Here is a 26,233-nt window from a genome sequence, read left to right on the forward strand (position 1 = left end):
AGACCGGCGGAGATGATGGAAGGTCAGAGGCCGGGCTTGGGCGCGGCGGCAGGGGCATCCCAGGCGTTGATGCCGGTGAGTTTCGTTTCACGCTTGAAGACCTTGTCCCCGGCGGTGGCGAAGAGGGTTTTCCTCTCCGGTCCCGCGAAGCAGAGGTTGGAAGGGAACCGCGCGCCGACCGGCATCGGGATAATGAGATTCACCCGGCCCGGCTGGTCGCAGACCTGCACGCCCATGGAGGTGGCGACGAGGAGCCAGCCGTCCTTCGTCATTGCAGTGCCATCCGCGCGGCTGCGGTTGTCCAGATCACCCGGAGGCAGGTGGAGATGGTGGTAGGGCTGCGCGTCCGACAGGGAGCCGTCCGGCTGGCGCATGATGGACCAGACGAAACGGTTCCCCGGATCCGTCACGTCGAAGCGTCCCTGGTCCGGCACGGCCTCGATGCCGTTCACGCCGCCGAACTTGTCGCTGCCCAGCACCTTCTCCTGGCCGGGACGGATGATCCACACGGACTTCGTCGGTGGCTCGGTGGCATAGATCACCCCGTCGTGGGTGACCACCAGATCGTTCGCCTTGATGTCCTTCGCGTGGATCTTCTCTTCCTTCGTCTTCACGTCCCATGAAACGATCTCACCGGCACCGGCACGGCAACCGTAGAGCCGTCCGTCCGGACCGAAAGCGAGGCCGTTGGTCTTGTTGGTGTTCTCAAGGAAGACGGAAACCTTCCCATCCGGAGCGATGGTGTGGATCTTGCTGTTGGGGATGTCGGAGAAATACACCGTGCCATCCGCGGAGGCGACGGGGCCTTCGGTGAAGCCGTGTCCTTCGCTCACCAGTTCCCAGCCTTTGCCGTCCACCAGCATGTCCTTCGTCCTGCCCTTGCAGGCGTCGAAGTGGGTGGTCACGGGCTGCGGGTGGTCCTTCCAAAGCCAGCGCATGGCATCCGGGAGGATGGCACCGCCGTGCTGGCCGGAGTGCTTTCCTTCGCCCCACACGTGGTTCACCTCGTAGCCGGAAAAGGTCAGCGCGCGCTCCATCGCCTGGTTCGCCATCCACCAGTCGCCGCAATAGATGTTGTTGTCGTTGGAACCGTCCTGGAGGAAGATGCGCAGCGGCTTCGGCTCCGTCTTGCGCAGCAGGGTCACGATCTCGTCGCCACCACGCAGGCCGACGTAGGTGCCGATGGTGGAATACACGCGGCGGAAAGAATCCGGCCGGAACCACGCGACGTTGAACGCGGCGATGGCCCCGGAGGACGAGCCGCAGATCCCGCGGTCGTTCGGGTCCGTGCTCACCTTCAGGTCCTTCAGCGCGACCGGCAGGATCTCATCGATGAGGAAGGAAGAATAGTCGGCGGTGAAGGCGTCATACTCGTAGCTGCGGTTGAAACGGGGCTGTCCGTCCGGCTTCGTCGCCGGAACCACGCCGGGGCTGATGAAGACCGCGATGGTCACCGGCATTTCCCCGGAGGCGATGAGGTTGTCGAAGACGATCGGCACCTTGAACGATCCCTTTTCCCCGATGTAGCCGCCGCCATCCTGGAAAACCATCAGGCAGGCGGGTTTCGAACCATCATATTGGGAGGGCACATAGACCCAGTAGTCCCGTTCCGTGCCCGGGAAGACCTTGCTGCCGGAGAACTTCGCCTGGGTGACCTTTCCGGCGGGGATGCCTTCCTTCCGCACGGAGGCGGGGTCCACGGGATAGGGGCCTTCCGCGAACAGCGGGGAGAACGGCAGCAGCAGGAGCAGGGCGATGGATTTTTTCATGGGCGGCGCGGATAGTAAGCGGAGAATACGGCGGATCTTACCAGCAGTTTCCGGAAGTGATTGAGGGGTGGACGGCCCGCGATTGATGCTCCAGATTGCGCGGCAGTGAAGCTTGATTCATCCCATCTCTCCTACTGCACCAACATCCACCCCGCTGAAACGTGGGAAGCCACCGCGGAAGTTCTCCGGACGCACGTGCTGGCGGTGCGCGAGCGCCTGCTGGCCGACGGTGAGCTGGAAGATGGCGCGCCATTCGCCATCGGGCTGCGGCTGTCCGCGGTGGCGGCTGAGGAACTGCTGGCGGGTGAGCGGCTGGACCGCTTCCGCGACTGGCTGGCGGAGACGAACACCTACGTTTTCACGATCAACGGCTTTCCCTACGGCAGCTTCCACGGCACGCGGGTGAAAGAGCAGGTCTTCCTGCCGGACTGGACCGACCGCGCGCGGCTGGAATACACGAAGAATCTCTTCCGGATCTTGTCCGTCATCTCCCAGCCGGGCACCGGGGCGTCCGTCTCCACGCTACCCGGCTCCCACAAGACCTTCCACCCGCAGGAAGGACCGATCCTGGCTCACCTGGTGGAGCTGGCGTTGTTCCTGGATGAACTGGCGAGGGAGCACAACAGGGACTTCCACCTCGGCCTGGAACCGGAGCCTCTGGGCCATTTCGAGAACACGGAGGAAACGCTCGCCTTTTTCCAACGCCTGCACGCCTCCGCACCGGAGTATTCGGAGGTCATCCGCCGCCGCATCGGCCTGAACTACGACGCCTGCCATCTGGCGCTGGAGTATGACGAGGCGCGGGAATCGCTCGATGCCCTTGTGACCGCGGGCATCCGCATTTCGAAGATCCATCTTTCCAGCGCGCTCGCGCTCGATCCCCGCGACTCCGCCGCCCTCGAAGCGATCCGCGAGTTCGATGAGCCGATCTATTTCCACCAGGCGTTGCTGCGCGATCCGGAAGGCCGCATCAAGCGTTACCCGGATCTGCCGGACTTCTTCCAGTCACTCGATTGCGGCGAGGCGTCTCCCGCCGACTTCAGGGAAATGCGTGTCCATTTCCACATCCCGCTGGATGCCTCACCGGAGGCACCGCTCCGTTCCACGCAGGACCAGATCCAGCAGGTGCTGGCATGGCGGCGCGACAACCCGGAGGCCTGCAACCACTACGAGATCGAGACCTACACCTGGGGCGTGCTTCCGTCCTCCATGCACCGTCCGGTGGACGAACAGCTCGCCGCGGAATACCGCTGGGTGCTGGCGAACGCGTGACCCTGCGGACGCATCACCTCCGCCCGTATCGGAACCCGGGAAAGGCCCGCACCAGCCGCCGCATCTCCAGCTTCATCAGCGTGGCCGTGACCACCTGCGCGGGCAGGCCCGCACGCTCGATGATGCGATCCACCGGTTGGTCATCCACTGTCACGGCGGCGAAAACCTTCGCTTCCTCCTCCGGCAGCTCCGGTTGACCGGATGGGGCTTCCGACTCTGCCGCCGGCTGCTGTTGGAAAGGCAGCTCGCCCAGATCGTCCAGCAGGTGGGACGCATCCGCCACCAGGGTGGCACCGTCCCGGATGAGCTGGTTGCAGCCCATGGAGGTCGGCTTGTCGATGGGACCCGGAACGGCGAAGACGGGCTTTCCATACTCCGCCGCCAGATTCGCCGTGATGAGCGAGCCGGAGCGCAGCGGACACTCCGTCACGAGCAGCGCGCGCGACCACGCGGCGACGATGCGGTTGCGCATCGGGAAGGTTTGTTGATCCGGCGGGGTGTGGAGGGAAAACTCGGAGACCACCGCGCCGTGACCTTCCGCGATCATCTGGGCAAGGCCGAGGTTCTCCGGCGGATAGAGTTTCCCCAACCCGGAGCCGAGCACCGCGATGGTCCGCCCCTTCGCCGCGATGGCGGCCTCATGGGCGGTGGTATCGATGCCCCGTGCGAGTCCGGACACGATGGTGAAACCGGCGTGGGCGAGCTGGAACGCCAGCTTCTTCGTCACGGCCGTGCCGTAGTGGGTCGAACGCCGCGAGCCGACGATGCCGATGGCGTGGCGGTCCCGAGCCTCCAGCTTTCCCCAGACGTAGAGCAGCAATGGCGGGTCATAGGTATTTCGCAGCGGGGCGGGGTAGTCCTCGTCCGCCTGCGTGACGATGGAAATGCCGCGCTCCTCCGCCTCCCGCAGCTCGCTCCCGGGATCCGCATGGTCGCGCCATCCGGTCAGGATCTTCGCGGTTTCCTCACCGATCCCATCCACCCTCATCAGGCGGTCCTTCGGAGCGCGAAGGATCGCGTCCGGGGTGTCGAATGCCTCCAGCAACCGCTTCACCCGCACCGGCCCGATCCGGGGCAGCAGGTTCAGGGTGACGATGGCTTCACGCGGACTCATGGACGGACCCGCAGGATGCCGGGATGGACGGGCGAGTCAAAGGGGAAACGGTAGTGGGGGGCTGGGCTTTTGGCCAAGACACAGGCTAGCTCTTCGATTCAATCCATTGATTCGATCTGCTGGTTTGCCCTTTTGATTTTTATGTTGATCTCCGCTGCGACAGTTTGAGCTTCCCTCATCATGTCGAGGATCTTTCTCCAGTTGTCCCAGTGCTTCGTCCAAAGTTCTTCACCAATCATGGAGCTAAAATCGTGCTGTGACGGCTGGAACTTTTCTTCATATGCATCAAGAAGGTCCATTTTTTTGCGTAAGTCGGCGATGTTCCGTGCTTTTGGCGCACGGGGCGCCGAACTAATCATCCATGGTTTCCAATGTTTATTCCCCTTTGACTGGTTGCACTTGCCGCACGCTGGAACGAGGTTGGCAATTTCAGAAACGTAACCCGTCGGTTTTTTGTCTTTGACCAGAGGATTGAGATGATCCCATTCGGTGGAGGAGTCCCCACAATATACGCATCTAACATCATGCACGTCCATTTCCAGGGTTTCAAGAGCTTCTCGGATTTGATCCGACGTTGGAGCAAGAACGGGAATTATCGAATTGATGAATGCATTGGTAATGGATGAAGACCTCCCTGAGATTTTCATTGGGGTCGGCATCCGGAATATCGAGAGATAGGGCATCTTGTTTTGAACTGACGGATAGGATTGGGTGCGGAACTCTTGTTGTCTGTATCTGGTGGCTCGGTCTAATCGATCCCAACCACCACATCGTCCTTGATGATCTTCCCTGAGGGCAGGCGCAGTTCGATGGGAATCACTGAAAGCGTGTTCCTGGTTTCGGTCTTGATGGATCTCGGTGCATCCCACTGTACCCATTTCGTCTCCCCGTGACCGATGATGTTGATCCGTTGCGTCTGGATCCAGGTTCCCTCGGGATTGATCACGGAGAACCAGACTTCAGTGGCACCGATGCCGACGATGTTGCCTATGGATCGCGATTGGACGATCTGGCACCGCAGGTTGGTTCCTTCGATCTCGGCTGATCCCAAGGTTCTTTGGGAGTCGATCCGCAGAATGATCACCGTAGCCAATGCGAACGCCAAGCCGATAGGGACGGATTTGTTTTTCATGGCATCTGAAGGGTAATAGGGATCACGGCGTCCGTGTTGCTGTGGAAAACCTACGCCTTCACCCTTTCCAACTTGATCGGATAGGTGTTCCCGGAGTTCCACTGGGCGATATAGACGCTTTCCTCATCGTCGATCAGGATACCATGAGGATTGGTGAAAAGCTTCGTGTCGCTCCCCATCGGTTGCAGCTTGCCGTCCATGTAGTCCGGTGCCGGAGCGCCGAGGTTGGAGAGGACTTTCAGGTCGGGGCCGAGGATGCTGATGAAACCACTCTGGATCTTCTTTTTGTCCCCTTGGTTGCCATTGAGGTAGGGGACCATGGTGAATTCACCGAAGGGGACGATGAAGTTCGGCTTGGTGCCCGGGAGGTCGATGACATCGACCAGTTCACCCTCCATGGTGAAGCGCTTCAGCTTGCCCTCCGTACGGGAGGTCACCCACAGGAGGTTCTTCGCATCCCGGGTGTCCACCCAGGCTCCGTGGGCGCAGGCGAGGCTGCGTCCGTCCGGCTCATTGCCACCGAAGGAAGCGACGTATTCGCCCTTCGCGTCATAACGGTGGACCCAACTCTTGCCGTAGCCGTCCACGACGAAGAATCCGCCATCCGGAGCGAGGGCGATGTGGGTGGGCTTGAACTCCTCCGGCTTCGTGTATTTCCCGCTCGCCTGCGGATGGTCCCAGGTGCGGAGAACCTGGCCGTCCAGTGCCAGCTTGTAGAACTGGTGGCGGCTGTGGTCGGTCATGTAGAAAACTTCCTTTCCGTCCTCGACTGCCAGGGTGAGGCCATGCGCGCCCGGATACTCCGTGCCCCATTTCCCGAGCAGCTTGCCCGCCTTGTCATAGATGATGACGTTGTTCTTCGTGTGGTTGGTGAGCAGGAAGATCCGTCCGTCCTTCACCTGCACCATGGCGTGGCAGTCCTTCACCGGCGTCTCCGCGTCCAGCACGCCCCAGCCGGGGACCACCTTCCACTGGTATTTGCCCTGTCCCAGCACGGCGGCTCCGGTGGTGGGGTCCTGCGACTGGGCGGAAGCGACGGCGAGACCCGCCACGGCGGCGGAAAGGGAGGCGATGAATTCGCGGCGGTCGGTGTTTTTCATGGGTTGGCTGCCATTGAATGCATCCGGCGGAAGCTGGCAAGAAATCCCGCATGGAACCTGTTCGTGGCCATGGACGGCGGGCGGATTTCCGCTAGGATGGGGGCCATGATGATTATCGAGGAGTCGGTGAAGCTGCCCGCCCAGTTCCGCGTGGAGGAGGAACTGAGGGAGCAACTGAGCGGCAGGCCCGGGCACCAGCGCTGTCTGGAGGGCCGCGGCGAGCTGCTGCTGATCGTCCACGAGGTGCCGAAGCCCCGTGTCCCGGAACGCACCGGCCTCTATTTCTGGAAGAACCGTGACGGCCGCTGGCATCAGGCGGCAGGTCCGGGCCTCAGTGGCCTGGGTGAGTTGCTGGACCGTTATTCAAAAGCCATCGATGGACACGGGGAAGTGGTCGATGAGGCGGACACGGCGGCTGAAATTTTCACGATCCTGCGGCATTCCGGACCACTTGCACGATCCACGCGGAACCTGGTCCAGGCGCTGGAGCAGACGCTGGCGATGGACCCGGACGACCGGGAGATCCGCGGCTTCCGCGACCGGGCGCGAGAGATCGAACGCGCGGCGGACCTCCTCAACAACGACGCGCGGGTGACCCTCCAGTTCTGGCAGGCGGAACGCTCCGAGCAACAGGCCCGCTCCGCCGCCCGCCTCGGACGGATCGCCTACCGGCTCAACCTGCTGGCGGGATTCTTCCTGCCACTGGTGGCGCTGGGCGGTCTGTTCGGCATGAACATGGATCGCTGGGGTGGCATGTTCTGGGTGGTGGTATTCCTCGGCCTGATGATCGGCGGGTTGCTGCTGTGGGCCGTTGGCCGGAACACCGGCAAGGACGCGGATTTCGAGGATGAAGAAGGCTCTCCCTGATGATCCCTTTTTATGACCGCAGGTGTTCGATCGCCTCACGCAGATCCTCCGCGGTGATTTCCCGGCTGACGAAGGCATTGCCCGGGGAGTCGATCAGCACGTAGCGGATCTGGCCGGAGGAGAATTTCTTGTCCTTGGAAAGCCGGTCCATGACCGTGTCCGTGGTGATCCGGTCCGGCAGGATGACGGGAAGATGGAACCGCTCCAGCAGGCCGATGATGGCGCGGGCATCTTCCGGAGGAAGGCCGGCTTTCTTTTCGGAAAGGAAAATGGCGGCGCGCAGGCCCAGTGAGATCGCCTCGCCATGGAGCATCTCTCCATACGGAACGGATGCCTCGATGCCGTGGCCGATGGTGTGGCCCAGGTTGAGCAGGGCGCGGATGTCCTTCGTCTCATACTCATCCTCCTCCACAACCCGGGCCTTGATGCCGATGTTGCGGGCGATGAGATCCGCCGGGACGTCCCGGCTTTCCGGATTGAGCGCGGCCAGTTCACCGACCATCCGCACATCCCGGATGGCGGCATGCTTGATCGCCTCCGCGAAGCCTTCGTGGAACTCCCGGGCGGGCAGGGTGCGGAGGGTATGTGGATCCACCAGCACGCGCTTTGGCTGGTGGAAGGCCCCCAACAGATTCTTCCCTTCCTCCACGTTGACGCCGGTTTTCCCTCCCACGGAGGAATCGACCTGGGCGAGCAGGGTGGTGGGCACCTGGATGAAGGGGATGCCACGGTAAAAGATGGCTGCGACAAATCCGGCGAGGTCTCCCACCACGCCACCGCCGAGGGCCACGAGGAGGGATTTGCGGTCGTGGTTTTCCCGGATCATCCCGCGGCAGACCTCTTCCGCCTGGGTCATCGATTTCGATGACTCTCCGGCGGGAACGACATGGAGGGTGGCCTGGAAACCAGCCTCAGCCAGCGAGGCGAGGAGGGCCTCCGAGTGGAACTTCACGACGTTGCTGTCCGTGACGACGGCCACCCGGCAGGGCTTGACGTCCGCTTCAAGGATGGCCTGGCCCGCCCGCTGGAGCAGGCCGGGTTCGACAACCACATCGTAGGAACGGTCGGACAGATTGACTCGCACGGAAGGCATGCGCGGAGGATTGGCGAGGATCGGCAATTTCCAAACCCAAAATTCCAAATTCCCAATTCAAACCGGCTGTGATGGGTTGGCGCATGGAGATCCGCAAATACGACGAACAGGTGCCGTTCACGACCAAGGACGGTTCGACGATCCGCAGCCTGCTGGACCGTGCGAACGCACCCGTGGCCAACCAGAGCCTGGCGGAAGCGACGCTGCCTCCGGGAGGGGCGACCGAGCGGCACTATCATGGCGTGAGCGAGGAGTTCTATTACATCCTCGAAGGGACCGGGCTGATGGAAATCGACGGAGAGGAACGCAAGGTGGCCCCGGGTGACGCCATCCTGATCCCGGCAAAGGCCTGGCACCAGATCACCGCGGAAGGCGCGATGCGCTTCCTCTGCTGCTGCGCGCCGCCCTACGCGCATGAGGACACATTCTTTGCCTGAGGACAAAAAAGAGCCGGGGCTGGATGGCCCCGGCTCCTTTCCTTGATGGGAAAATCAGAGTTCCTTCACTCGCAGGGAGCGGAAGGAGACCACGTCACCGTGGTCCTGGAAGACGAGGTGGCCCTTGGCCTCCTTGTTGAACTTCTCCCACTTGGCGAACTTGGACTTGGCAAGCAACTCCTTCCACTCATCCGTGGAGGTGTCCACATCGGCGGTGACATTGCCATTGATGGTGAGGGTGATCTTGGTGCCGTCCACCTTGATGCTGCCTTCGTTCCATTCGCCGGCCGGCTTGGAAACCTCAGGCTTCACCGGGACGATGTCGTAGAAGGCACCGGCCAGGTTGCCGCGCTTGATCTCATGCTGGTAGGCGGTCTTGGAGAGGGAATCCAGCACCTGGTACTCCGGGCCGGTTTCGTAGGGGGCTTTGCCAGCCTCGCTGGAGCGCCACATGATGCCGGAGTTGCCTTCCGGGGCGATCTTGAACTCGAATCGGAACTCGAAGTTCGCGTACTGCTCCTTGGTGAGCAGGTCGCCGCCGCCCTTTTCGGTGAGGGTGATGGCACCGTCCTTGACGATCCACTTGGCGTTGACGTCTTCCTTCTTGAAGTTGCGGAAGCCGTCGAGGGACTTGCCGTCGAAGATGAGCTTGAAGCCGTCCGCCTTCTCCTTGTCGGAGAGGGTATTGGGTTCGCCGGCGAAAACGGGGAGCGCCAGGGCGCTGAGCAGGATGATGGATTTCATAAAAGCGATGCCCATACGAGCGGGTCCCGCTCATTGTTTCAATGAAGGATTTTCACTTGGAGATACCCGGAAGCATAGGATGATGGGGGATGATTTCGTTCCGCGAGGCGCTCGGCAGGTTGTTGGAGGCGGTTCCCCGTGGCGGGACGGAGCGGGTGCGCATCGAAAACGCGGCGGGGAGGGTGCTGCGGCAGGCCATCCTGGCGGATCGGGAGTTTCCTCCGTTCGACCGCGTGATGATGGACGGTTTCGCGCTGCGGAGTGCGGAGTGGGCGACGGGGACGCGGGTTTTCAAGGTGACCGGGCAGGCGATGGCGGGAATGCCACAGGTGTCCATGGCGGAAGGCACGGCGACCTGTGTGGAGGTGATGACCGGTGCTCCATGTCCGGCGGGCGCGGACTGCGTGGTGCCGGTGGAGGAACTTGCGGGGATGGAGGAAGGCGGGGCGAGGTTCAATGACGGAGCCGATCCCGTGGCGGGGCGGTTCATCCATGCCCGGGGAAGTGATGTGGCCGCGGGAGCGGTGGTGCTGGAAGAAGGGACGGTGCTGGGTGCCCGGGAGATCGGCGTTGCGGCATCCTGCGGAGCCGGGTGGCTGGAGGTTTCCAAGCTCCCCACCATCTCCGTGATGGCGACGGGGGATGAACTGGTGGCGGTGGATGAAACGCCGCTACCGCATCAGATCCGCCAGTCGAACGCCCACGCGCTGGCCGCCGCGCTGGGGAGGGCCGGACTTCCCGCCGCGAACGTGGGTACGGTTTGCGATGACGAGGAGGTGGCGGTGGCGGCTCTGGCGGAGTGGCTGGCCGCAGGGGATTGGCTGATCCTGACCGGCGCGGTGTCAAAGGGAGCGAGGGATTTCGTGCCGGTGGTGCTGGGGGAACTGGGATGCACGGAACTTTTCCACGGAGTGGCCCAGCGACCGGGCAAGCCGGCGGGCTGCTGGATCGGCCCGAAAGGACAGATCGTCATGGCATTGCCGGGGAATCCCGTCTCCGCGATCACCGGGCTGCATGCGTTCGTGCTGCCTGCGTTGGCCCGGGCGTTGGGGCTTGGGGAAAGGGCGGCGCGCAAGGTGGTGCCGGTGGACTGCCGGGGGCTGGAGGGGATGACACAGCACCTGCCGGTGGTGCTGCGGGAGGACGGCAGGGCGGAGGCCGCGCCTACGGGAAACAGCGGGGATTTCATCGGCTTGCTGAAAAGCGATGGCTTTGTCACCCTGCCGCCACGCGGGGAACATGCGGGCCTGCCCGCCGCAGTGCCGTTCACCCCGTGGCTCTGATCACCCATGGAAGACAACACATTCACACACGTCCGCGATGGCAGCCCGTCGATGGTGGACATCACGGGAAAAGTGGCGAACCGCCGGACGGCCGTCGCGGAGGCGAAGATGACGCTGGGCGCGGACATCATGGCCAAGCTGGAAGGCGGCGACCTGAAGGGACCGAAGGGGCCGGTGTTACAGACGGCGATCATCGCCGGAACCATGGCGGTGAAGAAGACGAGCGAGCTGATCCCTTTCTGCCACCCGCTGCCGGTGGAAGCCTGCGATTTCACGATCAACCCGGAGGGTGATGGGATCTCGATCCTCTGCACCGTCACGACCACCGGGAAAACGGGCGTCGAGATGGAGGCCATCACGGGGGCCAGCGTGGCGGCGCTGACCGTCTATGACATGTGCAAGGCGCTGAACAAGGGCATCGTGATCCGCGAAACGCGGCTGATTTCCAAAACCGGCGGCAAGTCCGGCGACTACCATTACCAGAATCCATGAGCGGGGAGATTCGGAAGCCGCTTTGTGGACTGGTGCTGGCAGGCGGGCGGAGTTCCCGGATGGGGACTGACAAGGCATCCCTGCGGCACCCGGACGGACGCACGCTCGGCAGGCGCTGCCATGACCTGCTGGAGCAGGCGGGTTGCGCGGACCTGTATCTTTCCTTGCGGGCGGATCAGGAGATCCCGGACGGTTTCGCTGACAAGGCGGCAGAAGTGCTTAGGGACGCAGACGGCAGTTCCGGCCCCGTTTCCGGCATCCTGGCGGCGATGAACTCGCGTCCGGAGGCGGACTGGCTGGTGGTGGCATGTGACCTGCCACGGCTGGACCTTCCCACGCTGGAGCATCTGCTGTCATCCCGGCGGGAAGGGGAACTGTTCCTCGCCTACCGGAGTGAGTTCGACTCTCTGCCGGAGCCGCTCTGCACCTTCTACTCCAGCGAGGCACGGGAGGTGGTGATGAAGGCGGAACTTTTCTGCCCGAGAAAGATCCTCATCCGCAACGGATGCCGCCTGCTGGAGCCGATGACCGGCGGAGCGCTGGACAATGCGAACACACCGGAGGATTGGAAGGCCGCTACGGGATCATGAGGACGTTCAAAGTGCTTTATTTCGGCCTGCTGGCGGAGCGGAGGGGGGTGGCGGAGGAGCGGGTGGACTCGGCGGCATCCACGGCGGCGGAACTTTACGCGGAGCTGGATGCCCGGCATGGACTGGGGCTTTCCACCACGCATTTCCGGGCGGCGGTGAACGATGAATTCGCCGCATGGGACGGGGAAATCAAAAGCGGGGATGTAGTGGCGTTTTTGCCTCCCATGTCCGGTGGTTGAGGGGTAGGCTCCACAAGTCATGAACGACGATATGCCGATCCGGTTCTCGCTCGCGGGTGGGGGCTTCGATGCCAACCTCCTGGCGGATGAGTTGACGGATCATCGGGCCGGAGCGCGAGTCATGTTCGACGGTCGCGTCAGGAATCACAACGAAGGTTCCGAGGTGGCGTGTCTGGAGTATCAGGCCTATCCAGCCATGGCGCTCAAGGTGGGGCAGGCCATCATCGAGGATGAGGCGGCGAAGCACGGACTGCTGCGGGTGAGGGCGGTCCACCGGACGGGGGCGCTGGAGATCGGTGAATCCGCGGTATGGGTGGGTGTGGCATCAGCCCATCGTGCGGCCGCGTTCGATGGCGCGCGGGCGATCATGGAGCGGCTGAAATACGAGCTACCGGTGTGGAAGAAGGAGACCTATCTGGATGGCCGCATCGACTGGGTGGGACCGGACAACAAATCGGCGGAAACCGGCATGGAGAAAGCCGGGGAGGTCGCGGAATGGGACGGACGGATCCGGACGATCTACATTTCCGATGGCCATGATTTCCGCGGGCGTCATGGACTGGGCAGGCAGGACCATGGCATCCGGGCGGTGGATGCCGTCCTGTGCGTGGCGGGCATGGGGCTGAAGGGGGACCGCTATTTCGGGATGAAAGAGGACTACAAGGGACAGATCACCTTTTTCGATGCGCGGATGGTGGAGGCCGTCCGCGGACGGTTCGGGCTTCCGGATCTGGAGGCCGGGATTTTCCGCAGGAATGTGATCGTGGAGGGAGTGGATCTTTCCGCGTGGGTGGGCAGGAAATTCAGATTCCAGGGGGTGGAGTTCGAGGGCAGTGAGGAGTGCAAGCCGTGCTACTGGATGGATGAGGCGGTCGCTCCCGGAGTGGAGGATTTCCTCAAGCCGAACTGCGGTGGCGGACTGCGGGCGAGGATCCTGTCGGATGGCATGCTGAAAGTGGATGCGCCCGGGTTTCCGACGTCATCATGAATCCGATGACACACGGTGCGCCGAAAGGTTCATGGGCGGGGGCGTTTGGCCGGTTGCCCTGACGACCATTTCGCCCTAGGATCCCCGCATGGACTTGCAGCCGGTGACGGACCGTATGGGCCGGGGATTGCGGGATCTCCGGATCTCCGTGACGGATCGTTGCAATTTCCGCTGTCGCTACTGCATGCCGGCGGAAATTTTCGGTCCGGGCTACGCCTTTCTGCCGAAGGGTGAGCTGCTCAGCTTTGAGGAAATGGAGCGGCTGGTGCGGGTGCTGGTGCCGCTGGGGGTGGAGAAGATCCGCCTCACCGGCGGCGAGCCGTTGTTGCGCCGGGGGCTGGAGGATCTCGTCGCCATGCTGGCGTCCATCCGGGGGATACGGGACATCGCGATGACCACGAATGGCATCCTGCTGGGGCATCATGCGGAGGCGCTGGCACTGGCTGGCCTGAATCGGGTGACGGTGAGCATGGATGCGCTCGACGGGGATATTTTCGCACGGATGAATGGCACGGGGGCGAAGGTGGAGCGCGTGCTTTCCGGGATTTCCGCGGCGCAGGTTTTCGGCCTGCCGGTGAAGGTGAACGCCGTCATCCAACGCGGGGTGAACGAAAGCCAGATCCTCCCGTTGGCGCGCTGGGCGAAGGATGCGGCGGTGGATCTCCGGTTCATCGAATACATGGATGTGGGCGAGACCAACGGCTGGCGGATGGACCAGGTGGTGTCCGGGGAAGAGATCCTGCAGATCCTGGGGCAAGAGTTCACGCTGGAGCCACGGCAGGCCGCCTATCGCGGGGAGGTCGCGGTGCATTGGCGGCACGCGGATGATGGCAGGGAGATCGGACTGATCCGCTCCGTGAGCAAGCCGTTCTGCCAGGACTGCCAGCGCCTGCGTGTTTCCGCGGACGGGAAAATTTTCACCTGCCTCTTCGCGGCGGATGGTTTCGATCTGAAAGGCGTGCTGCGTGGCGGTTTGCCGGATGATGCGCTGCGCGAAACCGTGCGCAATGTGTGGCAGGGCCGCACCGACCGATACTCCGAAGAACGTGGTTCGGTGGCGAAGCCGAAGGCGGAGATGAGTTATCTGGGTGGGTGAATTTCCTCGCGGCGATCCGCGGGACCTTGGTTCAAGCCGATGAACAGGGCCAGGGACATGCCGTAGGCAAAGCCCATCAACAGGATCTTTCCTACGGATGTCGCTGTCACGGCGAGCGGACCCGGCAACGTGAGTCCGGATGCCGCGATCCTGATGAAGAGCAGCAGGAGCACCACCGCCACCACACCGGATATGCCCCCAATCATAGTGGTCGGGAACAGGTGGCGATCATACCTACGGGAAATGGCCCTGATCCCTGCCAGAAAGGGCGCGGAAAGCAGGACCAGGAGCGGCAGCGCCAGCAGGAGGCTCCCGGCGAAAACACCCATCGTCCAGACAAAGGCGGTTTCTTCGGGCAGGTCGCCGTGGAAGATGAGGGCGGTGAGCAGCGAACCGAGAAAGGCCCCCATGGAGACTGACTGCCACAGCATCTTCACCGTGCGGAGGATCGTATCTGGCTTCGGGTCTGTGATGCGGGACGGCATGTGTCGTGTTGATAGCGGATGTGTCGTGCGTGGCAAGGTTTGGAGGAGGATCACTGGGACCGCGGAATTCATTCCGCCCCGGAGAATCCAGCCAGCAAAACCAAGCGGAATGAATTCCTCGGTCCCAGTTCCTGGCTGCCGCGCCAAAGCATTCCGGCTTGGCTTCCTGCGGGAAGCGGCAGAGCTTCATCACCATACGCCATGCCTCTTTTCCGTAACCAACTCCGTGCCATTGTCGCCGCCTGTCCGCTCATTCTCGCCGTCATCCTGCCTGCCGGTGCGGCGGAGGAGGGGAAATGGGTGAAGCTTTTCAACGGCAAGGACCTCACCGGATGGACCCCGAAGATCACCGGCCATCCGCTCGGGGAGAACACGCACAATACCTTCCGCGTGGAGGACGGCATCCTCAAGGTGTCCTACGATGGCTATGAGAAGTTCGGGAAACAATACGGCCACCTTTACACCAACATCGCCTACTCCCGTTACATCTTCCGCTGCGAATACCGCTTCGAGGGAAAGATGATGGCGGACGCCCCGCACTACGTGAACCTCAACAGCGGCGTGATGATCCATTCGCAGTCGCCGCAAAGCATGGGCATCGACCAGGAGTTTCCCTCCAGCATCGAGTGCCAGTTCCTCGCGGATGAGGGCAAGGGCGCTCGCCCGACCGGAAACATGTGCTCGCCGGGCACCCACATCGAGATGGATGGAAAGCTGGTCACCAAGCACATCGTCAATTCCACTTCGCCCACATTCCCGGCGGACGAGTGGGTGAAGGTCGAGGTGGAGGTCCGTGGCAACGAGGAAGTGATCCACCGGGTGAATGGCGTGGAGGTGCTCCGCTTCCAGAAACCGCAGCTCGATCCGGAAAACGCCATCTCTCCGGCCAGCGAGCTGCTGGATGCCGGTGCGGCGCGCCTGCTCAGCTACGGACACATCGCGCTCCAGGCGGAAGGGCAGGGCGTCTGGTTCCGGAACATCGAGCTGAAGTCGCTGGAGCAGCCTTGAACTGAGGTGATGCGCGCGACCGGCCTTGGCAACTGTTAGATACACAATGGGCCGCGCGACCTTTCCCTGAGAGGGTATTGTAGTTGAACATAGGTCCGGGATATGTTTCATCGCCCGCCCGTGAAATCCCCGGTCCGTTCCTTATCCCGTGCCGCCGCCCTGTTGCTGGCGGTTTTCCTATCTCTTTCCTGCTATCTCTCCGCACAGATCACGGAGTTGAAGGTATCTTCGCACCGGCTCGACGAACAAGACCGCTTCATCGTCACTGGATCGGTTCCGGCCGGATCCCGCCATGCGATCCTCGAGGCGATGATTCCATCCGAAACCGGAATGGCGTGGCGGCCGATGATCGCCACCGTGCTCGACGGACGTGCCGCCACGGTTGAGTTCCGGCTGCCACGGAATGGAGCGAAGACCATCCTCGCCCGGATCCGCGCGGGGGACGCCACCAGCCACCCCACGCCAGTTCTGACGGACCCGGCACTCTGCAGCGTTAGCTACAGCATGACGGATCGGCAGAAAATGGACTTCCTTGCTTCGGCCAGCGTCAAGTCGAAGGACTGGGATCATCTCGGACCGCAGGCTGGATTCGAGGCTTTGGCCGGTTGGCTGAAAACGCAACCCGGAGTGGCGGATGCCTACCTTTCCGAGACCGGGGCTTCCGTGCTGATCGAACTTGAGGACGGAGACAGCCTGACCATTTTCAATCCGAAACCCGGAGCTACGGCGGAGCCTTCGCCCTTCCGCGGTGCCACCCCATCGTCCGCTTCCGGCGCCCTTTCGAACGACGGGAACAACCAGGCACCGGCGGCTGCCAATGGCATTGTCAAAGGACTGCCTGCCTCCAACCGCGTGATATGCGCCAACTTCCTGGAGCCTTATTTCCCTGATTCCACGCACAAAGTCGCCGGTTGGTTCAACTCCCACGGTTATGCCGCCATCGTAAAGCAGATGAACACGGTGCCGGAGGTAAAGGCTTGGTTCAACAACGGGCCGCTGGGGTCCTTGTTCATCCAGGCCCATGGTTTCGAGTATCCGCACAAGGAAGGCACCATGCTGGCGATCTCGCTCAACCAAGTGACCCAGGAGACCGCCGAAGACGTCCACTACGCGGAAATGCGGCGGACCGGTGAGCTGAAGATTGCCTGTGAGCGGGGCAAAAACACGCCGCTCTATGGCATCACCCGCGTTTTCATCCGCAAGCACATGCTTTTCTCCAATCACGCGGTGGTGGTCGCGGATACCTGCAATGGTGCCAATGCGGAACTGGGCAAAGCGTTCATCGACCAGGGTGCGGGAACCTATATCAGTTGGGATTGGGAATCCGGACCGCAGAGTGTGTTGCGATGCGAACAGATTTTCGACCGCCTGCTGGGAACCAACAAGAGCGCACCGGTTTCCGTGCCGGAGGAACGTCCGTTCTCCATGCAGGCGATCCAGACATGGATGACCAACAAGGGTTACGACCTGGATCCCACCACCGGGCTCCAGACAACCGCACGGCTCAAGTTCCGCCATCACCTCACCATGCCGGGCCACATCCTGCGCCCTGCCATCCGCAGCATCGAGTATGACAATTCGCCCACCCAGACGATGTTGAAACTCACTGGGGACTTCGGCAAGGATCCGGGCGCGGAAGGAAAGGTATTCTGGGGCGGACGGGAAATGCATGTCGCCAAGTGGGACCAGGATGAGGGGATCACCATCGATCAACTGACGGTACCGCTGCCTGTCGGCGATTTCGAGGTCCGCATCCGCGACCGGCACAAAAGCAACCTCACGCCGATGACGGAGTGGACCATTCCTTTCACCTACGAGGTGAAAGGGAATGGCACGCTGAAGTACAACATCAACGGGTCCTACAAGGTCCGGTTTGACGTTCACGGCTTCCGCAACCTGCCGGAGGATCCCGTGAACTATCCGCTGGTGCCGTTCCTCAATCACGCGGATTTCAGCGGCACCGCCACCGCGTCCGGGCAATACGTTGAGCCACCTGTCGGCGAGGGTGGTATCGAGACCATCCACGCATGGAGCGGCAACCGCACGTTGAGGTCCTATGACCAAGGGGGCACCGGCAATCCTGAAAACTTCCTGCTATGCAGCGCGCAGCTCAACACCCGTACCGGTGTTCCTCTGAGCTTCATCATCGGCGCCAGCAGCTATATTGATGTCAGCATGAACGGCTTCCAGATTCCTCCGCTGACCGTCACCTACGATTACAAAACGATGTCCATGCTGCCGCTCGTATTCGACCCCGCCGACAAGTGGAAGTTGAAAGGGGACATCTACCGCAGCGATGCCCCCCTCAGCATCCCGCAGGCGGTCTCCGCCAGCATGACCTGGCCCACCATCACACCGCAGGCGTATCCGGATACAAAAACAGCCAGATGATGGGATGAGGTTCCTGTCTCCGGCCGCTTGTCGACGAGCGGGCGGAGATCAACGTGCGGAGGAGCAATATGGTAGATCGATCCTTGTTTCAAGATGGTAAGAATCGGATCGCCACGTGAGTATCGGCGACTGATGAAAATCCCGCTGTTCCTTTCACTGGCCGTCCTGTCGATGGCCGCTACCGCACAGGATGCCCCGGAGTCATTTCCCGCGCCGAGGTCGCTCGGTGACGTCACCGGGCGGGGAAAGAACATCCAGCGGACGATGCGTCTGCTGGCGGAAAGCACCCCGGAGCGCAGGAACACGGTGCGCATCCTTTTCTACGGCCAGAGCATCACGGAACAGGGTTGGTGGAAGATCGTCGCGGATGACCTGCGGAAGCGTTTCCCGCATGCCGATCTGGTCATCGAGAACCGGGCGCTGGGTGGATTCTCATCGCAACTCCTGGTAAGGACAGCGGAGTCGGACCTCTATCCGTTCCAGCCCGACCTGGTGATCTTCCACGTCTATGGAGCGCATGACAAATACGAGGACATCATCCGCCGCATCCGGGAGCGGACCTGTGCGGAGATCCTCCAGCAGAACGATCATATCACCAAGCCGGAGGCACTGGCGGAGGAAACCGATCCGGCGAAGGCGACGATCCAGGCGGGCGATTGGGACGCGTTCATGAACCACAATTTCCTGCCATCCGTCTCTCGGAAGTATGGCACGGAATTCTGCGACCAGCGTGCGCTGTGGAAGCAGTATCTCCGCGACCATGCCTTGCAGCCGCAAGCGCTGCTCAAGGACAATGTCCACCTCAACGCGCATGGGGAGCATGTGATGGCGGAGTTCGTGAAATCCTACCTCCGGTACGATCCGGCGCTGGGATCATCCCCTGCGGAAGATTGGGTAAAGACCCTGGCGGCAGGAAAGGACTTCCGGTTCAGTGATGGCAAACTGAAGCTCGGGTTCACGGGCAACCGGGTGGATGTCATCTGCAAGGCAGGCGAGACGGCCCCCGCAGCCATCCTGATCGACGGCAGGAAACCATCCGCGCATCCCGAACTCTACGGGGCAACCCGCGCGCAGCCGAAGCCCGGCTGGAAGTGGCCGCCGGTCGCGCCGATCACCCTCGGCGGCACGCCAGAGGTGGAGGACTGGACCATGGAGGTGACCACGGATGCGGGTGGTCCGAAGGTCCATTCATTCACCCTCACCGGCAGTGTTACCGGCGCGGATGGGGAGGGCAGGAGCGACCAGCCCTTTGTCTCAAAATCAGGGAGGATCTCCATCGCACCGGATGCATGGGGCGTTGAGTTCGCATTGGGAACGCTCGCCGGGCTGAAGCCGCTGCCGCCGACGTTCACCGTGACCTGGAAGACCGCGGCCCATTTCACCGACAGCTTCATTTCCCCGGGCATAAAGGATCCGGCGGTGGAAACCACAGTGACCCTTGCGCAAGGGTTGGAGAACGGAACGCACACCCTCGAGATCTCCGGAGGGGAGGCGACCATCTCCGGACTGCGGATTTATCATCCGCCGCTGGGCGGCAAATGACCGCTTATTTCCGCAGGTCCAGCCGGCAATCCGCTTCCGGCTTCACGGGATCCCCGGCTTCTTCCACCGGATGGGTGTAGAGATAGCGCCAGACATCCTCGAACAGGAGGTTGCCGTCCTTGTCCTTGGGCGAACTTTTGCCAGGGGTGACGCAGCTATGGGCCTTCTCCGCGTTTCCTCCCACATCGGCGGCGGTGACCAGACGGCGGGTGTTGCCATAAGGCGGCTTCGCCTCCGCAATATCCACAACGGGACCGAAATTGTTCAGACCGAGCATGATCCATGAGCGGCAGTAGTGGTCGCCGGACCAGCCACCGTCGAGAACGTGGGAGAATCCGAAGTAGCGGTTCTCCGCAGTGGCGGACGGGAGTTTCTGCCACGCCTCGAACTGGTCGCGCGGACCGCAGAACATCACCACCCGGTCCACCTTCGTGTGTTTGGCGAAACGCGCCGCCGTGGTGGCTCCGTGTGAGGCACCGCTGAGGATGACCTTTTCCCATTGCAGTCCCTTGCCGTCCGCCGTGAGGAACTGGCTCCAGTTGCCCTGCGGATTCTCCTTGTCCAGCCACTTCACGAACTGGAAGGACCGCTCCATGATGGAGTCCGGCTTGGGGATGTCGATGGCAGGCCCCTGATCCTCGCCGATGGCGGCTTCCAGACGGATCTTGGACAGCCACAGGTCATCTCCCGGAGGCGTTTCCTTCGACAGCTTGCCGAACCATCCGTTCGCATAGTGGACCTGGATGGCATGGAGGCCGTAGCTGGAAATGCGGTCGAAGTGGGCCTGGTTGTGACCCATCAGCCAGATCACGAGTTTTCCCTGCGAGGCGACGCGTGTATCGACGGAGGCTTTCTCCGTATCGGCGGGTTTGCCTTCCTTTTCGAAAACGAAGCCCACTTCGGGATGTTCCTTCGCCCGTGGGTCGATCTGGCTCGCGCGGGCCGTCAGGTCATACCGCTTGGGGTCGGGGTCGTTGTAGGCGGGAGGCGCGGCGAAGGCGTGGGAGACAAGTGCGAGCGCGGAAAGAAGCAGGGCGGGTTTCATGGAAGGCCAGCACTACGCCCGGAGTGGCGGTGTTCTTACTCCGTGATGTGGGGGATGAACTTCAGGACGTCACCCCGCGACGGGGTCACTCCGCCCACTCGAAGTCGAAGATGTAAGTGCGCTTGTCACCGTCGTTCTTCGCCTGGGCGCGGGTGGGGGAGATGAACTTCACCTTCCATTTGTCCTTCAGGTCGAAAACGAACTCGCCGGTGCGTTTCCCGGTCTGGTTGTAGATGTAGAGGCCGCGGCGGATCTCGCGGTTCTTGCTGCCGCGCGGGGAGATGACCAGCTCCTCATAGGTGCCGAGCTTGGAGAGCTTGTAGTAGTATTCGCCGTGGTTGTCCTTGTATTCCATCCGGCTGCCGCGCGGATCCTTCACAAAGGAGTTGGTGGTGCCCGGGGAGATGGCCTGCACCGGCACTTCGGACGCGGGGTTGAACATGGACTCCGGACCGCACTGGGTGAGCAGGAGCGCGCCGCCGAGGATGGGGAACAGATGCCGGATCTTCATGATTGGGGAAGCTTCAGTGGAGTTGTTAGATTGTCAAGATGCCGACGGAGGGAAAGTCCGGGTTGGTTTCCTGATTTTTTCAACCGCGAATGGACACGAATGGACGCGAATGAAGAAGATTCAGCAGTCCTTGCGGGTGGTTTCCCCCATGAGCCGGACTATTGGAAGAAGTGGATCATCCGTGCGGTTTTTCCATCCTCCCATTTCTGCCCAGATCCGCCTGAATTTGAATTCGCGTCCATTCGTGTCCATTCGCGGTTGGAAAACTCCGGAAACCTTTCCGTTGAAACCCGGGGCCATCTATCCTTGATTGGCAGACCATGAAACCATTCAGCCGCCGTCATTTCCTGCATCTCGGCGCCGCCGCCGCGGCCGTCCCGTTCCTGAATCTCCGCGCCCAGGAGGGTGGCGGGAAGAAACTCGGCATCGCCTTCGTCGGGCTGGGGGACTACGCGACCAAGCATCTGGCCCCGGCGGTGAAGGCGACTTCCAATGCCCGGGTGGCAGGCGTGGTGACGGGTTCCCCGGACAAGGTCCCCGCGTGGCAGAAGGAATACGGCATCCCGGATGGCAACGTGTACAGCTACGAGAATTTCGACTCCATCAAGGACAACAAGGACATCGACGTGGTCTATGTGGTGACCCCCACCGGCCTGCACGCGGAGTATGCCATCCGCGCGGCGGAGGCGGGGAAACACGTCATCTGTGAGAAGCCGATGGCTCCGACCGTGGAGGACTGCGACCGCATGATCGCCGCGGCGAAGAAAGCGGGCGTCACCCTCCAGATCGGTTACCGCCTCCACTGGGATCCCTACCACCTCCAGTTGATGGATGCGCTCAAGACGAAGAAATACGGCGACTGGAAATCCATCGAGGTGGGGAACGGCTACAAGGTGAACAACTTCACCGGTCACAACGCTTGGCGGATCAAGAAGGACATGGGCGTTGCGGGTGCGCTCTATGATGTAGGCGTCTATGCCGTGCAGGGCGCGCTCTACACCGCGCAGGTGAACCCCATTTCCGTCACCGCGAAGAAATCCACGGAGCGTCCTGACATCTTCAAGGAAGTGCCGGAAACCTACGAGTGGACGCTGGAGTTCCCCGGCGGCAGGAAATCGGATGGCTTCTCCAGCTACGGGCGGAGCGGCAACTACGTGCGGGCGGAACTGGAAAAAGGGAAGATCGAGATTTCCCCCTCCTATGGCTACGGCGGGCAGAAGGGGTTCACTCCGGATGGTGCGATGGCCCACCTGGTGGTGAATCAGCAAGCCCTGCAGATCGAAGGGCAGATCGCCGCCATCCTGTCGAAGCAGCCGAGCCGCGTGCCGGGCGAAATGGGCCGCCGCGACATCGGCGTGATCCGTGGCATCGTGGAAGCGGCGGACACAGGTTCCGCGGTGAAACTCGCGGATCTCGGCTACTGAGCCGCGCTCCTCACCCGATCACCAGTCCACCGGCCTGCTGGTTGCCACCGAGCGCGGTGGCGACCGCCTGCTGGCAGGTGCCGGAGCGGATGGACGCGGCGGCCACGACCACCTGCAGGGCCGCGGACGCGCCCATCGATTCGCCCAGGATGCGGCGCGGGGAGAGGCGGGCACCGCTCCAGTCCTGCCACGCGTCTGATTCCGCACGGTCGATCCTTGGGATGCCGATGGTTCCGTCCACCAGCAGGGATGTCTCCTCATTTCCGCCACGCAGAATCTCCCGCAGGTTCCGTGCGGCCTGGGTGCGGGAGACGGCGGAAAAAGGAATGGGGTCCGGTAGCTTGAGCAAGCGCACCGGACCGTCACCGCGTTCCAGATAGACCGCGGCTGCACCTTCGGACGGAACATAGTGCCGGGAGTAGAGGAGGAGAGCCTCCGCGCTCAGCCAGTCGATCTCCTCGCTGGCGACCACCAGGCAGCCATCGACGTCCCCGCGGAGGAGCCATTCGGCAGCAAGGTCAAGCCCACTGAAAAAGCCCGCGCCATCCGTGACGAGCGTGTCGTTCGGGCTGCGTCCGCCGATCATGGCGGAGATGTGGCTGGAGGGCGCGTTGAAGACGGTCTCCGGAAAGAGGATGGGGCTGGCGACGGCGGGATTTGCCAGCGCTTCGCCGAAGAAGCGGTTCGAGTAGTTCACGCAGCCATTCGTCAGCGTGAAGATGACACCGATCCGCAGGTCACCCGCGACACTGGCGGCGATGCGGTCCGGCCCGAGTGCCTCCGCTACGGCGGCGGCGGCGAATTTCGAGATCGGGCTGGTCCTGCGGAGCCGGGCGAACTTTGGCGTGGCGGTGGGATCCGCGGGAACTTTCAGCACCTGCGTGCGGACGACTCCATCCTCCAGCGGACGCTCGATTTCCGACGTCCGCAACGCATCGCCTGCCGCGAGGGATGCCATCAATGCGGGAACTCCCCAGCCTGCCGGCGAAACGGCGCCGATGCCGCTGATGACCAGTCCGGAGCCACTCATCGCAGGCCCTCCTTGGCGAAGATGAGCGTGGCATTCGCACCGCCGAAGCCGAACGAGTTGGTGAGCACGCGGCTGACCGTCGCCCCGCGCGGTTCACGGATCAGGTCAAAGGTGCACACGGGATCGGCTTCACGGACATTGAGATTCGCGGGCAGAAACTGGTTCTCCAGCGCGATGAGGCTGATCACGGACTCCACCGCGCCCGCGCCGCCCAGCAGGTGGCCGATGGAGGATTTCGTGGAGCTGACTTTCACGCCGGGAGTGGCCGGTCCCGCCCATCGCCGGATCGCATTTCCCTCGGCGATGTCATTGAGCGGGGTGCCTGTGCCGTGGGAGTTGATGTAGTCGATCTGCTCCGGCGACAGCCCCGCCATCCGGCAGGCCGCCTGCATGGTGGAAAGGGCGGCGTCACCCTCTGGTTGCGGCTGGGTGAGGTGGTGGATGTCCGTTGCCGCACCGTAGCCGAGGACTTCGGCGATCACCCGTGCTCCGCGTTGCTTCGCCGCTTCCGCGGATTCCACGACAACGAAGCCAGCACCTTCGCCGAGGGCGAGGCCATCCCGCGCGGCGTCAAAGGGGCGGGGGATGCCGGAAGGGCTGAGCGCCTGGAGCGCGTCGAACCCGGCGAAGACGAGCTGTGAGAGCGCGTCATAGCCACCGGCGAGCACGCGTTCCGCCCGACCGGATCTGACGAGATGGAAGGCATGGCCGATGGCATTCGCACCGGACGCGCAGGCGTTAGAGATGATCCGCAGGGGGCCTTCCACATCCAGCAGGCGGGCCATGTTCGTGAGCTGCCTCTGTGACTGGTACCACTCCACCCGGGAAAACTGGTCATGGCGGCGGCGACCGGGCCGCAGGGCCTCCTTGTAGTATTCCTCGCCGATGGGCATGGCGGCGGCGGAAGTGCCTACCACGATGGGCATCACACCACCATCCAGCCCTGCGCTGGCGAGGGCCTCACGGGCGGCGATCCAGGCGAGCTTCGTGCCGCGGTCCATGCGGGACCACGCCCTGGAGGAAATGCGTGGGGAAGGGGACGTTCCCGGCAGATCGACCTGTCCGGCGGTGCCCACCCGTTGCTTCGACACGTCGAACAGGGTGATGGGACGGAAGGTGGTCTTTCCTTCGCGGAATCCGGCCGCATTTCCCGCCCAATCATCCCCCATGGGTGAGATGATGCCCGCTCCTGATATGACCACGGGCCTCGTCTGGACCGGGTGGGGAGCGTCATGGAAAAAGGCCACGGGAAATTTCTGGGGAAGTTAAGGCTCGTCAGACAGGGTCCGCGCTAGCTACGGACTGCCGCGCACCTTGTCAAATGCTCTATCTCCGTTGGCTGGAAACCTCAAGGCGGCATGCCGCCCGACCTGCTGTTTTCGACAGCGGGCGAGTCGTTTCCTTCTCGGAGCTGGCGGAGAGGGTGGAGCAGGCACCCGTGGCGGAATGCACGTTGGTTGCCAGGACAGGGGATGCTGGATTTTTCGTGACCATCCTCCGCGCGTGGCGTGATGGGGTGGCAGTCATCCCCATCGAAAAGGATGCGCCGGAGCCGGTCCTGAAATGCGACCCACCGGAGGGAACCTGTCTGGTGAAATACACACCCGGGTCCAGCGGGGTGCCACGGGCGATCTTCTTCAGGGACCGGCAGGTGATCGCCGACGGGGACCGGTTGTTCCATGCGATGGGGCTTTCCCCGCAGGTGCCGAACCTGGCGGTCATCTCGCTGGCCCACTCCTATGGCTTTTCGAACGTGGTGATGCAGATGATCCTGCACGGCGTTCCTGTCTGTCTCGCGGCGGTGCCATTTCCACGGGTGGTGGAGGAAATCTGCCGCGAGCAGGAATCGGTCACCATCCCGGCGGTGCCGTCGATCTGGCGGGCTTGGCACCGGGCGGGCATTCTGCCATCCCTGCCGGTGAAGCTGGCGGTATCCGCGGGAGCGCCGCTGTCGCTCCTGCTGGAGCGGGAGATCTTCGAAGCCGCTGGGCTGAAGATCCACAATTTCTACGGAGCCAGTGAATGTGGCGGCATTTCCTTTGATGCGACGACCACGCCCCGGGACCAACCGGACATGGTCGGGACGCCCTTGCCCGGTGTGTCCGTCTCCATCGGTGCGATGGGGCGTCTGTTGGTGGAAAGTGATGCGGTCGGCACCGGCTATGACGAGGGGCGCGACGATGACCAGCTGAAGGACGGCCGGTATCTGACGCGGGACATCGCCTTTCTGGACGGGGAGTCCATCCTCCATCTCTCCTGCAGCACGGGTGGAGCGATCAATGTCTCCGGCAGGAAGATCAGCCCTTCCAAGGTGGAGGCCGCGCTCATGGCGACGGGGCTTCTCCGCCGCGTCCGGGTCTTCGGCGTGCCCAGTCCGGACCCGGACCGGTTCGAGGAAATACTCGCACTCTATGACGCCGGGCCGGGTGTTACGGTCGAGGCGCTGAAGCACGCGACCTCCAGCCGTCTGGAGTTGTGGGAGCTGCCCCGCCACTGGTATGATGCGCCGGAACTCTGGCAACTGGACGCCGCCGCGCTGAAGGCGAAATGGGTGGCGAAGGAACTCTGACGGACAACGGGA

26 protein-coding genes are annotated in these 26,233 nt (G+C 62.6%); 14 read left to right on the forward strand and 12 right to left on the reverse strand.

Annotated elements, in window-relative coordinates:
* Positions 1 to 23: 23 nt before the first annotated feature.
* Positions 24 to 1,769: an SMP-30/gluconolactonase/LRE family protein gene (locus tag KF712_20590; protein MBX3743395.1), complete on the reverse strand. Its 1,746-nt coding sequence runs from the start codon at positions 1,767 to 1,769 to the stop codon at positions 24 to 26.
* Between the two features lie 105 nt (positions 1,770 to 1,874).
* Here KF712_20590 and eboE point away from each other — a divergent pair, with 105 nt between their 5' ends.
* Positions 1,875 to 3,041, forward strand: a complete 1,167-nt coding sequence (gene eboE / locus KF712_20595) for a metabolite traffic protein EboE (GenBank protein MBX3743396.1) — start codon at positions 1,875 to 1,877, stop codon at positions 3,039 to 3,041.
* Positions 3,042 to 3,054: 13 nt separating this feature from the next.
* Here the strand turns inward: eboE and dprA are convergent, their stop codons facing one another.
* From dprA to KF712_20615, 4 genes are all read right to left on the reverse strand, one after another.
* The gene (dprA, locus tag KF712_20600; protein ID MBX3743397.1) at positions 3,055 to 4,155 is read right to left on the reverse strand and encodes a DNA-processing protein DprA; all 1,101 of its coding nucleotides are present in this window, start codon (positions 4,153 to 4,155) and stop codon (positions 3,055 to 3,057) included.
* 98 nt (positions 4,156 to 4,253) lie between these two features.
* On the reverse strand, positions 4,254 to 4,838 hold the full coding sequence (locus KF712_20605; GenBank protein ID MBX3743398.1) for an HNH endonuclease: 585 nt from the start codon (positions 4,836 to 4,838) through the stop codon (positions 4,254 to 4,256).
* A gap of 65 nt (positions 4,839 to 4,903) precedes the next feature.
* Positions 4,904 to 5,389, reverse strand: a complete 486-nt coding sequence (locus KF712_20610) for a hypothetical protein (protein ID MBX3743399.1) — start codon at positions 5,387 to 5,389, stop codon at positions 4,904 to 4,906.
* Positions 5,338 to 6,387 carry a hypothetical protein gene (locus tag KF712_20615; protein ID MBX3743400.1) on the reverse strand — a complete coding sequence of 350 codons (1,050 nt, stop codon included), beginning with the start codon at positions 6,385 to 6,387 and terminating at the stop codon, positions 5,338 to 5,340. The genes KF712_20610 and KF712_20615 overlap by 52 nt, the downstream gene beginning before the upstream one ends.
* A gap of 105 nt (positions 6,388 to 6,492) precedes the next feature.
* Between KF712_20615 and KF712_20620 the strand changes: the two genes are divergently transcribed.
* The gene (locus KF712_20620; GenBank protein ID MBX3743401.1) at positions 6,493 to 7,254 is read left to right on the forward strand and encodes a hypothetical protein; all 762 of its coding nucleotides are present in this window, start codon (positions 6,493 to 6,495) and stop codon (positions 7,252 to 7,254) included.
* 10 nt (positions 7,255 to 7,264) lie between these two features.
* On the opposite strand, the gene aroB is transcribed toward KF712_20620, so the two are convergent.
* Complete coding sequence (gene aroB, locus KF712_20625) at positions 7,265 to 8,347, reverse strand: 3-dehydroquinate synthase (GenBank protein MBX3743402.1); 1,083 nt, start codon at positions 8,345 to 8,347, stop codon at positions 7,265 to 7,267.
* Between the two features lie 71 nt (positions 8,348 to 8,418).
* On the opposite strand from aroB, the gene KF712_20630 reads away from it, so the two are divergent.
* Positions 8,419 to 8,784 carry a cupin domain-containing protein gene (locus KF712_20630; GenBank protein MBX3743403.1) on the forward strand — a complete coding sequence of 122 codons (366 nt, stop codon included), beginning with the start codon at positions 8,419 to 8,421 and terminating at the stop codon, positions 8,782 to 8,784.
* Positions 8,785 to 8,838: 54 nt separating this feature from the next.
* On the opposite strand, the gene KF712_20635 is transcribed toward KF712_20630, so the two are convergent.
* Positions 8,839 to 9,528 carry a DUF1080 domain-containing protein gene (locus KF712_20635; protein ID MBX3743404.1) on the reverse strand — a complete coding sequence of 230 codons (690 nt, stop codon included), beginning with the start codon at positions 9,526 to 9,528 and terminating at the stop codon, positions 8,839 to 8,841.
* Between the two features lie 89 nt (positions 9,529 to 9,617).
* On the opposite strand from KF712_20635, the gene KF712_20640 reads away from it, so the two are divergent.
* The 6 genes from KF712_20640 to moaA all read left to right on the forward strand — a co-directional run bounded on the left by KF712_20640 (position 9,618) and on the right by moaA (position 14,216).
* Positions 9,618 to 10,811 carry a molybdopterin molybdotransferase MoeA gene (locus KF712_20640; GenBank protein ID MBX3743405.1) on the forward strand — a complete coding sequence of 398 codons (1,194 nt, stop codon included), beginning with the start codon at positions 9,618 to 9,620 and terminating at the stop codon, positions 10,809 to 10,811.
* 6 nt (positions 10,812 to 10,817) lie between these two features.
* A complete protein-coding gene (moaC, locus tag KF712_20645; GenBank protein ID MBX3743406.1) occupies positions 10,818 to 11,303 on the forward strand; it encodes a cyclic pyranopterin monophosphate synthase MoaC in 486 nt (161 codons plus the stop codon).
* A complete protein-coding gene (locus tag KF712_20650) occupies positions 11,300 to 11,893 on the forward strand; it encodes an NTP transferase domain-containing protein (GenBank protein ID MBX3743407.1) in 594 nt (197 codons plus the stop codon). The genes moaC and KF712_20650 overlap by 4 nt, the downstream gene beginning before the upstream one ends.
* The gene (locus KF712_20655) at positions 11,890 to 12,132 is read left to right on the forward strand and encodes a MoaD/ThiS family protein (protein MBX3743408.1); all 243 of its coding nucleotides are present in this window, start codon (positions 11,890 to 11,892) and stop codon (positions 12,130 to 12,132) included. The genes KF712_20650 and KF712_20655 overlap by 4 nt, the downstream gene beginning before the upstream one ends.
* Before the next feature lie 19 nt (positions 12,133 to 12,151).
* Positions 12,152 to 13,120: a molybdenum cofactor biosynthesis protein MoaE gene (locus tag KF712_20660; protein ID MBX3743409.1), complete on the forward strand. Its 969-nt coding sequence runs from the start codon at positions 12,152 to 12,154 to the stop codon at positions 13,118 to 13,120.
* Positions 13,121 to 13,214: 94 nt separating this feature from the next.
* Complete coding sequence (gene moaA, locus KF712_20665; protein ID MBX3743410.1) at positions 13,215 to 14,216, forward strand: GTP 3',8-cyclase MoaA; 1,002 nt, start codon at positions 13,215 to 13,217, stop codon at positions 14,214 to 14,216.
* On the opposite strand, the gene KF712_20670 is transcribed toward moaA, so the two are convergent.
* A complete protein-coding gene (locus KF712_20670) occupies positions 14,201 to 14,701 on the reverse strand; it encodes a hypothetical protein (GenBank protein MBX3743411.1) in 501 nt (166 codons plus the stop codon). The genes moaA and KF712_20670 overlap by 16 nt on opposite strands.
* Before the next feature lie 201 nt (positions 14,702 to 14,902).
* Between KF712_20670 and KF712_20675 the strand changes: the two genes are divergently transcribed.
* From KF712_20675 to KF712_20685, 3 genes are all read left to right on the forward strand, one after another.
* A complete protein-coding gene (locus tag KF712_20675) occupies positions 14,903 to 15,709 on the forward strand; it encodes a DUF1080 domain-containing protein (GenBank protein ID MBX3743412.1) in 807 nt (268 codons plus the stop codon).
* A 120-nt stretch (positions 15,710 to 15,829) separates the two neighbouring features.
* Positions 15,830 to 18,100 (forward strand): hypothetical protein, encoded by a 2,271-nt coding sequence (locus tag KF712_20680; GenBank protein MBX3743413.1) that lies wholly within the window; start codon positions 15,830 to 15,832, stop codon positions 18,098 to 18,100.
* Positions 18,101 to 18,232: 132 nt separating this feature from the next.
* Positions 18,233 to 19,642, forward strand: a complete 1,410-nt coding sequence (locus tag KF712_20685; GenBank protein MBX3743414.1) for a hypothetical protein — start codon at positions 18,233 to 18,235, stop codon at positions 19,640 to 19,642.
* A 4-nt stretch (positions 19,643 to 19,646) separates the two neighbouring features.
* On the opposite strand, the gene KF712_20690 is transcribed toward KF712_20685, so the two are convergent.
* Positions 19,647 to 20,687: a hypothetical protein gene (locus KF712_20690; GenBank protein ID MBX3743415.1), complete on the reverse strand. Its 1,041-nt coding sequence runs from the start codon at positions 20,685 to 20,687 to the stop codon at positions 19,647 to 19,649.
* 85 nt (positions 20,688 to 20,772) lie between these two features.
* Positions 20,773 to 21,198 (reverse strand): hypothetical protein, encoded by a 426-nt coding sequence (locus KF712_20695; GenBank protein ID MBX3743416.1) that lies wholly within the window; start codon positions 21,196 to 21,198, stop codon positions 20,773 to 20,775.
* 320 nt (positions 21,199 to 21,518) lie between these two features.
* Between KF712_20695 and KF712_20700 the strand changes: the two genes are divergently transcribed.
* Complete coding sequence (locus KF712_20700) at positions 21,519 to 22,622, forward strand: Gfo/Idh/MocA family oxidoreductase (protein MBX3743417.1); 1,104 nt, start codon at positions 21,519 to 21,521, stop codon at positions 22,620 to 22,622.
* A 10-nt stretch (positions 22,623 to 22,632) separates the two neighbouring features.
* Here the strand turns inward: KF712_20700 and KF712_20705 are convergent, their stop codons facing one another.
* Positions 22,633 to 23,652 (reverse strand): hypothetical protein, encoded by a 1,020-nt coding sequence (locus KF712_20705; GenBank protein MBX3743418.1) that lies wholly within the window; start codon positions 23,650 to 23,652, stop codon positions 22,633 to 22,635.
* Positions 23,649 to 24,821 (reverse strand): beta-ketoacyl-[acyl-carrier-protein] synthase family protein, encoded by a 1,173-nt coding sequence (locus tag KF712_20710; GenBank protein MBX3743419.1) that lies wholly within the window; start codon positions 24,819 to 24,821, stop codon positions 23,649 to 23,651. The genes KF712_20705 and KF712_20710 overlap by 4 nt, the downstream gene beginning before the upstream one ends.
* A 152-nt stretch (positions 24,822 to 24,973) precedes the next feature.
* On the opposite strand from KF712_20710, the gene KF712_20715 reads away from it, so the two are divergent.
* Positions 24,974 to 26,221, forward strand: coding sequence for an acyl--CoA ligase (locus tag KF712_20715; GenBank protein ID MBX3743420.1), 1,248 nt, complete (start codon positions 24,974 to 24,976; stop codon positions 26,219 to 26,221).
* The last annotated feature ends 12 nt before the right edge of the window (positions 26,222 to 26,233 follow it).

Source organism: Akkermansiaceae bacterium (genome assembly GCA_019634595.1).
Lineage (GTDB): Bacteria > Verrucomicrobiota > Verrucomicrobiia > Verrucomicrobiales > Akkermansiaceae > Luteolibacter.

Bases quoted from the DNA above. Each gene is read 5' to 3' on its own strand.
- KF712_20590 (MBX3743395.1), bottom strand. From the start codon at position 1,769: ATGAAAAAATCCATCGCCCTGCTCCTGCTGCTGCCGTTCTCCCCGCTG.
- dprA (MBX3743397.1), bottom strand. From the start codon at position 4,155: ATGAGTCCGCGTGAAGCCATCGTCACCCTGAACCTGCTGCCCCGGATC.
- KF712_20605 (MBX3743398.1), bottom strand. From the start codon at position 4,838: ATGCCCTATCTCTCGATATTCCGGATGCCGACCCCAATGAAAATCTCA.
- KF712_20615 (MBX3743400.1), bottom strand. From the start codon at position 6,387: ATGAAAAACACCGACCGCCGCGAATTCATCGCCTCCCTTTCCGCCGCC.
- KF712_20620 (MBX3743401.1), top strand. From the start codon at position 6,493: ATGATGATTATCGAGGAGTCGGTGAAGCTGCCCGCCCAGTTCCGCGTG.
- aroB (MBX3743402.1), bottom strand. From the start codon at position 8,347: ATGCCTTCCGTGCGAGTCAATCTGTCCGACCGTTCCTACGATGTGGTT.
- KF712_20630 (MBX3743403.1), top strand. From the start codon at position 8,419: ATGGGTTGGCGCATGGAGATCCGCAAATACGACGAACAGGTGCCGTTC.
- KF712_20635 (MBX3743404.1), bottom strand. From the start codon at position 9,528: ATGAAATCCATCATCCTGCTCAGCGCCCTGGCGCTCCCCGTTTTCGCC.
- KF712_20640 (MBX3743405.1), top strand. From the start codon at position 9,618: ATGATTTCGTTCCGCGAGGCGCTCGGCAGGTTGTTGGAGGCGGTTCCC.
- moaC (MBX3743406.1), top strand. From the start codon at position 10,818: ATGGAAGACAACACATTCACACACGTCCGCGATGGCAGCCCGTCGATG.
- KF712_20650 (MBX3743407.1), top strand. From the start codon at position 11,300: ATGAGCGGGGAGATTCGGAAGCCGCTTTGTGGACTGGTGCTGGCAGGC.
- KF712_20655 (MBX3743408.1), top strand. From the start codon at position 11,890: ATGAGGACGTTCAAAGTGCTTTATTTCGGCCTGCTGGCGGAGCGGAGG.
- KF712_20660 (MBX3743409.1), top strand. From the start codon at position 12,152: ATGAACGACGATATGCCGATCCGGTTCTCGCTCGCGGGTGGGGGCTTC.
- KF712_20670 (MBX3743411.1), bottom strand. From the start codon at position 14,701: ATGCCGTCCCGCATCACAGACCCGAAGCCAGATACGATCCTCCGCACG.
- KF712_20675 (MBX3743412.1), top strand. From the start codon at position 14,903: ATGCCTCTTTTCCGTAACCAACTCCGTGCCATTGTCGCCGCCTGTCCG.
- KF712_20685 (MBX3743414.1), top strand. From the start codon at position 18,233: ATGAAAATCCCGCTGTTCCTTTCACTGGCCGTCCTGTCGATGGCCGCT.
- KF712_20690 (MBX3743415.1), bottom strand. From the start codon at position 20,687: ATGAAACCCGCCCTGCTTCTTTCCGCGCTCGCACTTGTCTCCCACGCC.
- KF712_20695 (MBX3743416.1), bottom strand. From the start codon at position 21,198: ATGAAGATCCGGCATCTGTTCCCCATCCTCGGCGGCGCGCTCCTGCTC.
- KF712_20700 (MBX3743417.1), top strand. From the start codon at position 21,519: ATGAAACCATTCAGCCGCCGTCATTTCCTGCATCTCGGCGCCGCCGCC.
- KF712_20705 (MBX3743418.1), bottom strand. From the start codon at position 23,652: ATGAGTGGCTCCGGACTGGTCATCAGCGGCATCGGCGCCGTTTCGCCG.
- KF712_20710 (MBX3743419.1), bottom strand. From the start codon at position 24,821: ATGGGGGATGATTGGGCGGGAAATGCGGCCGGATTCCGCGAAGGAAAG.
- KF712_20715 (MBX3743420.1), top strand. From the start codon at position 24,974: ATGCTCTATCTCCGTTGGCTGGAAACCTCAAGGCGGCATGCCGCCCGA.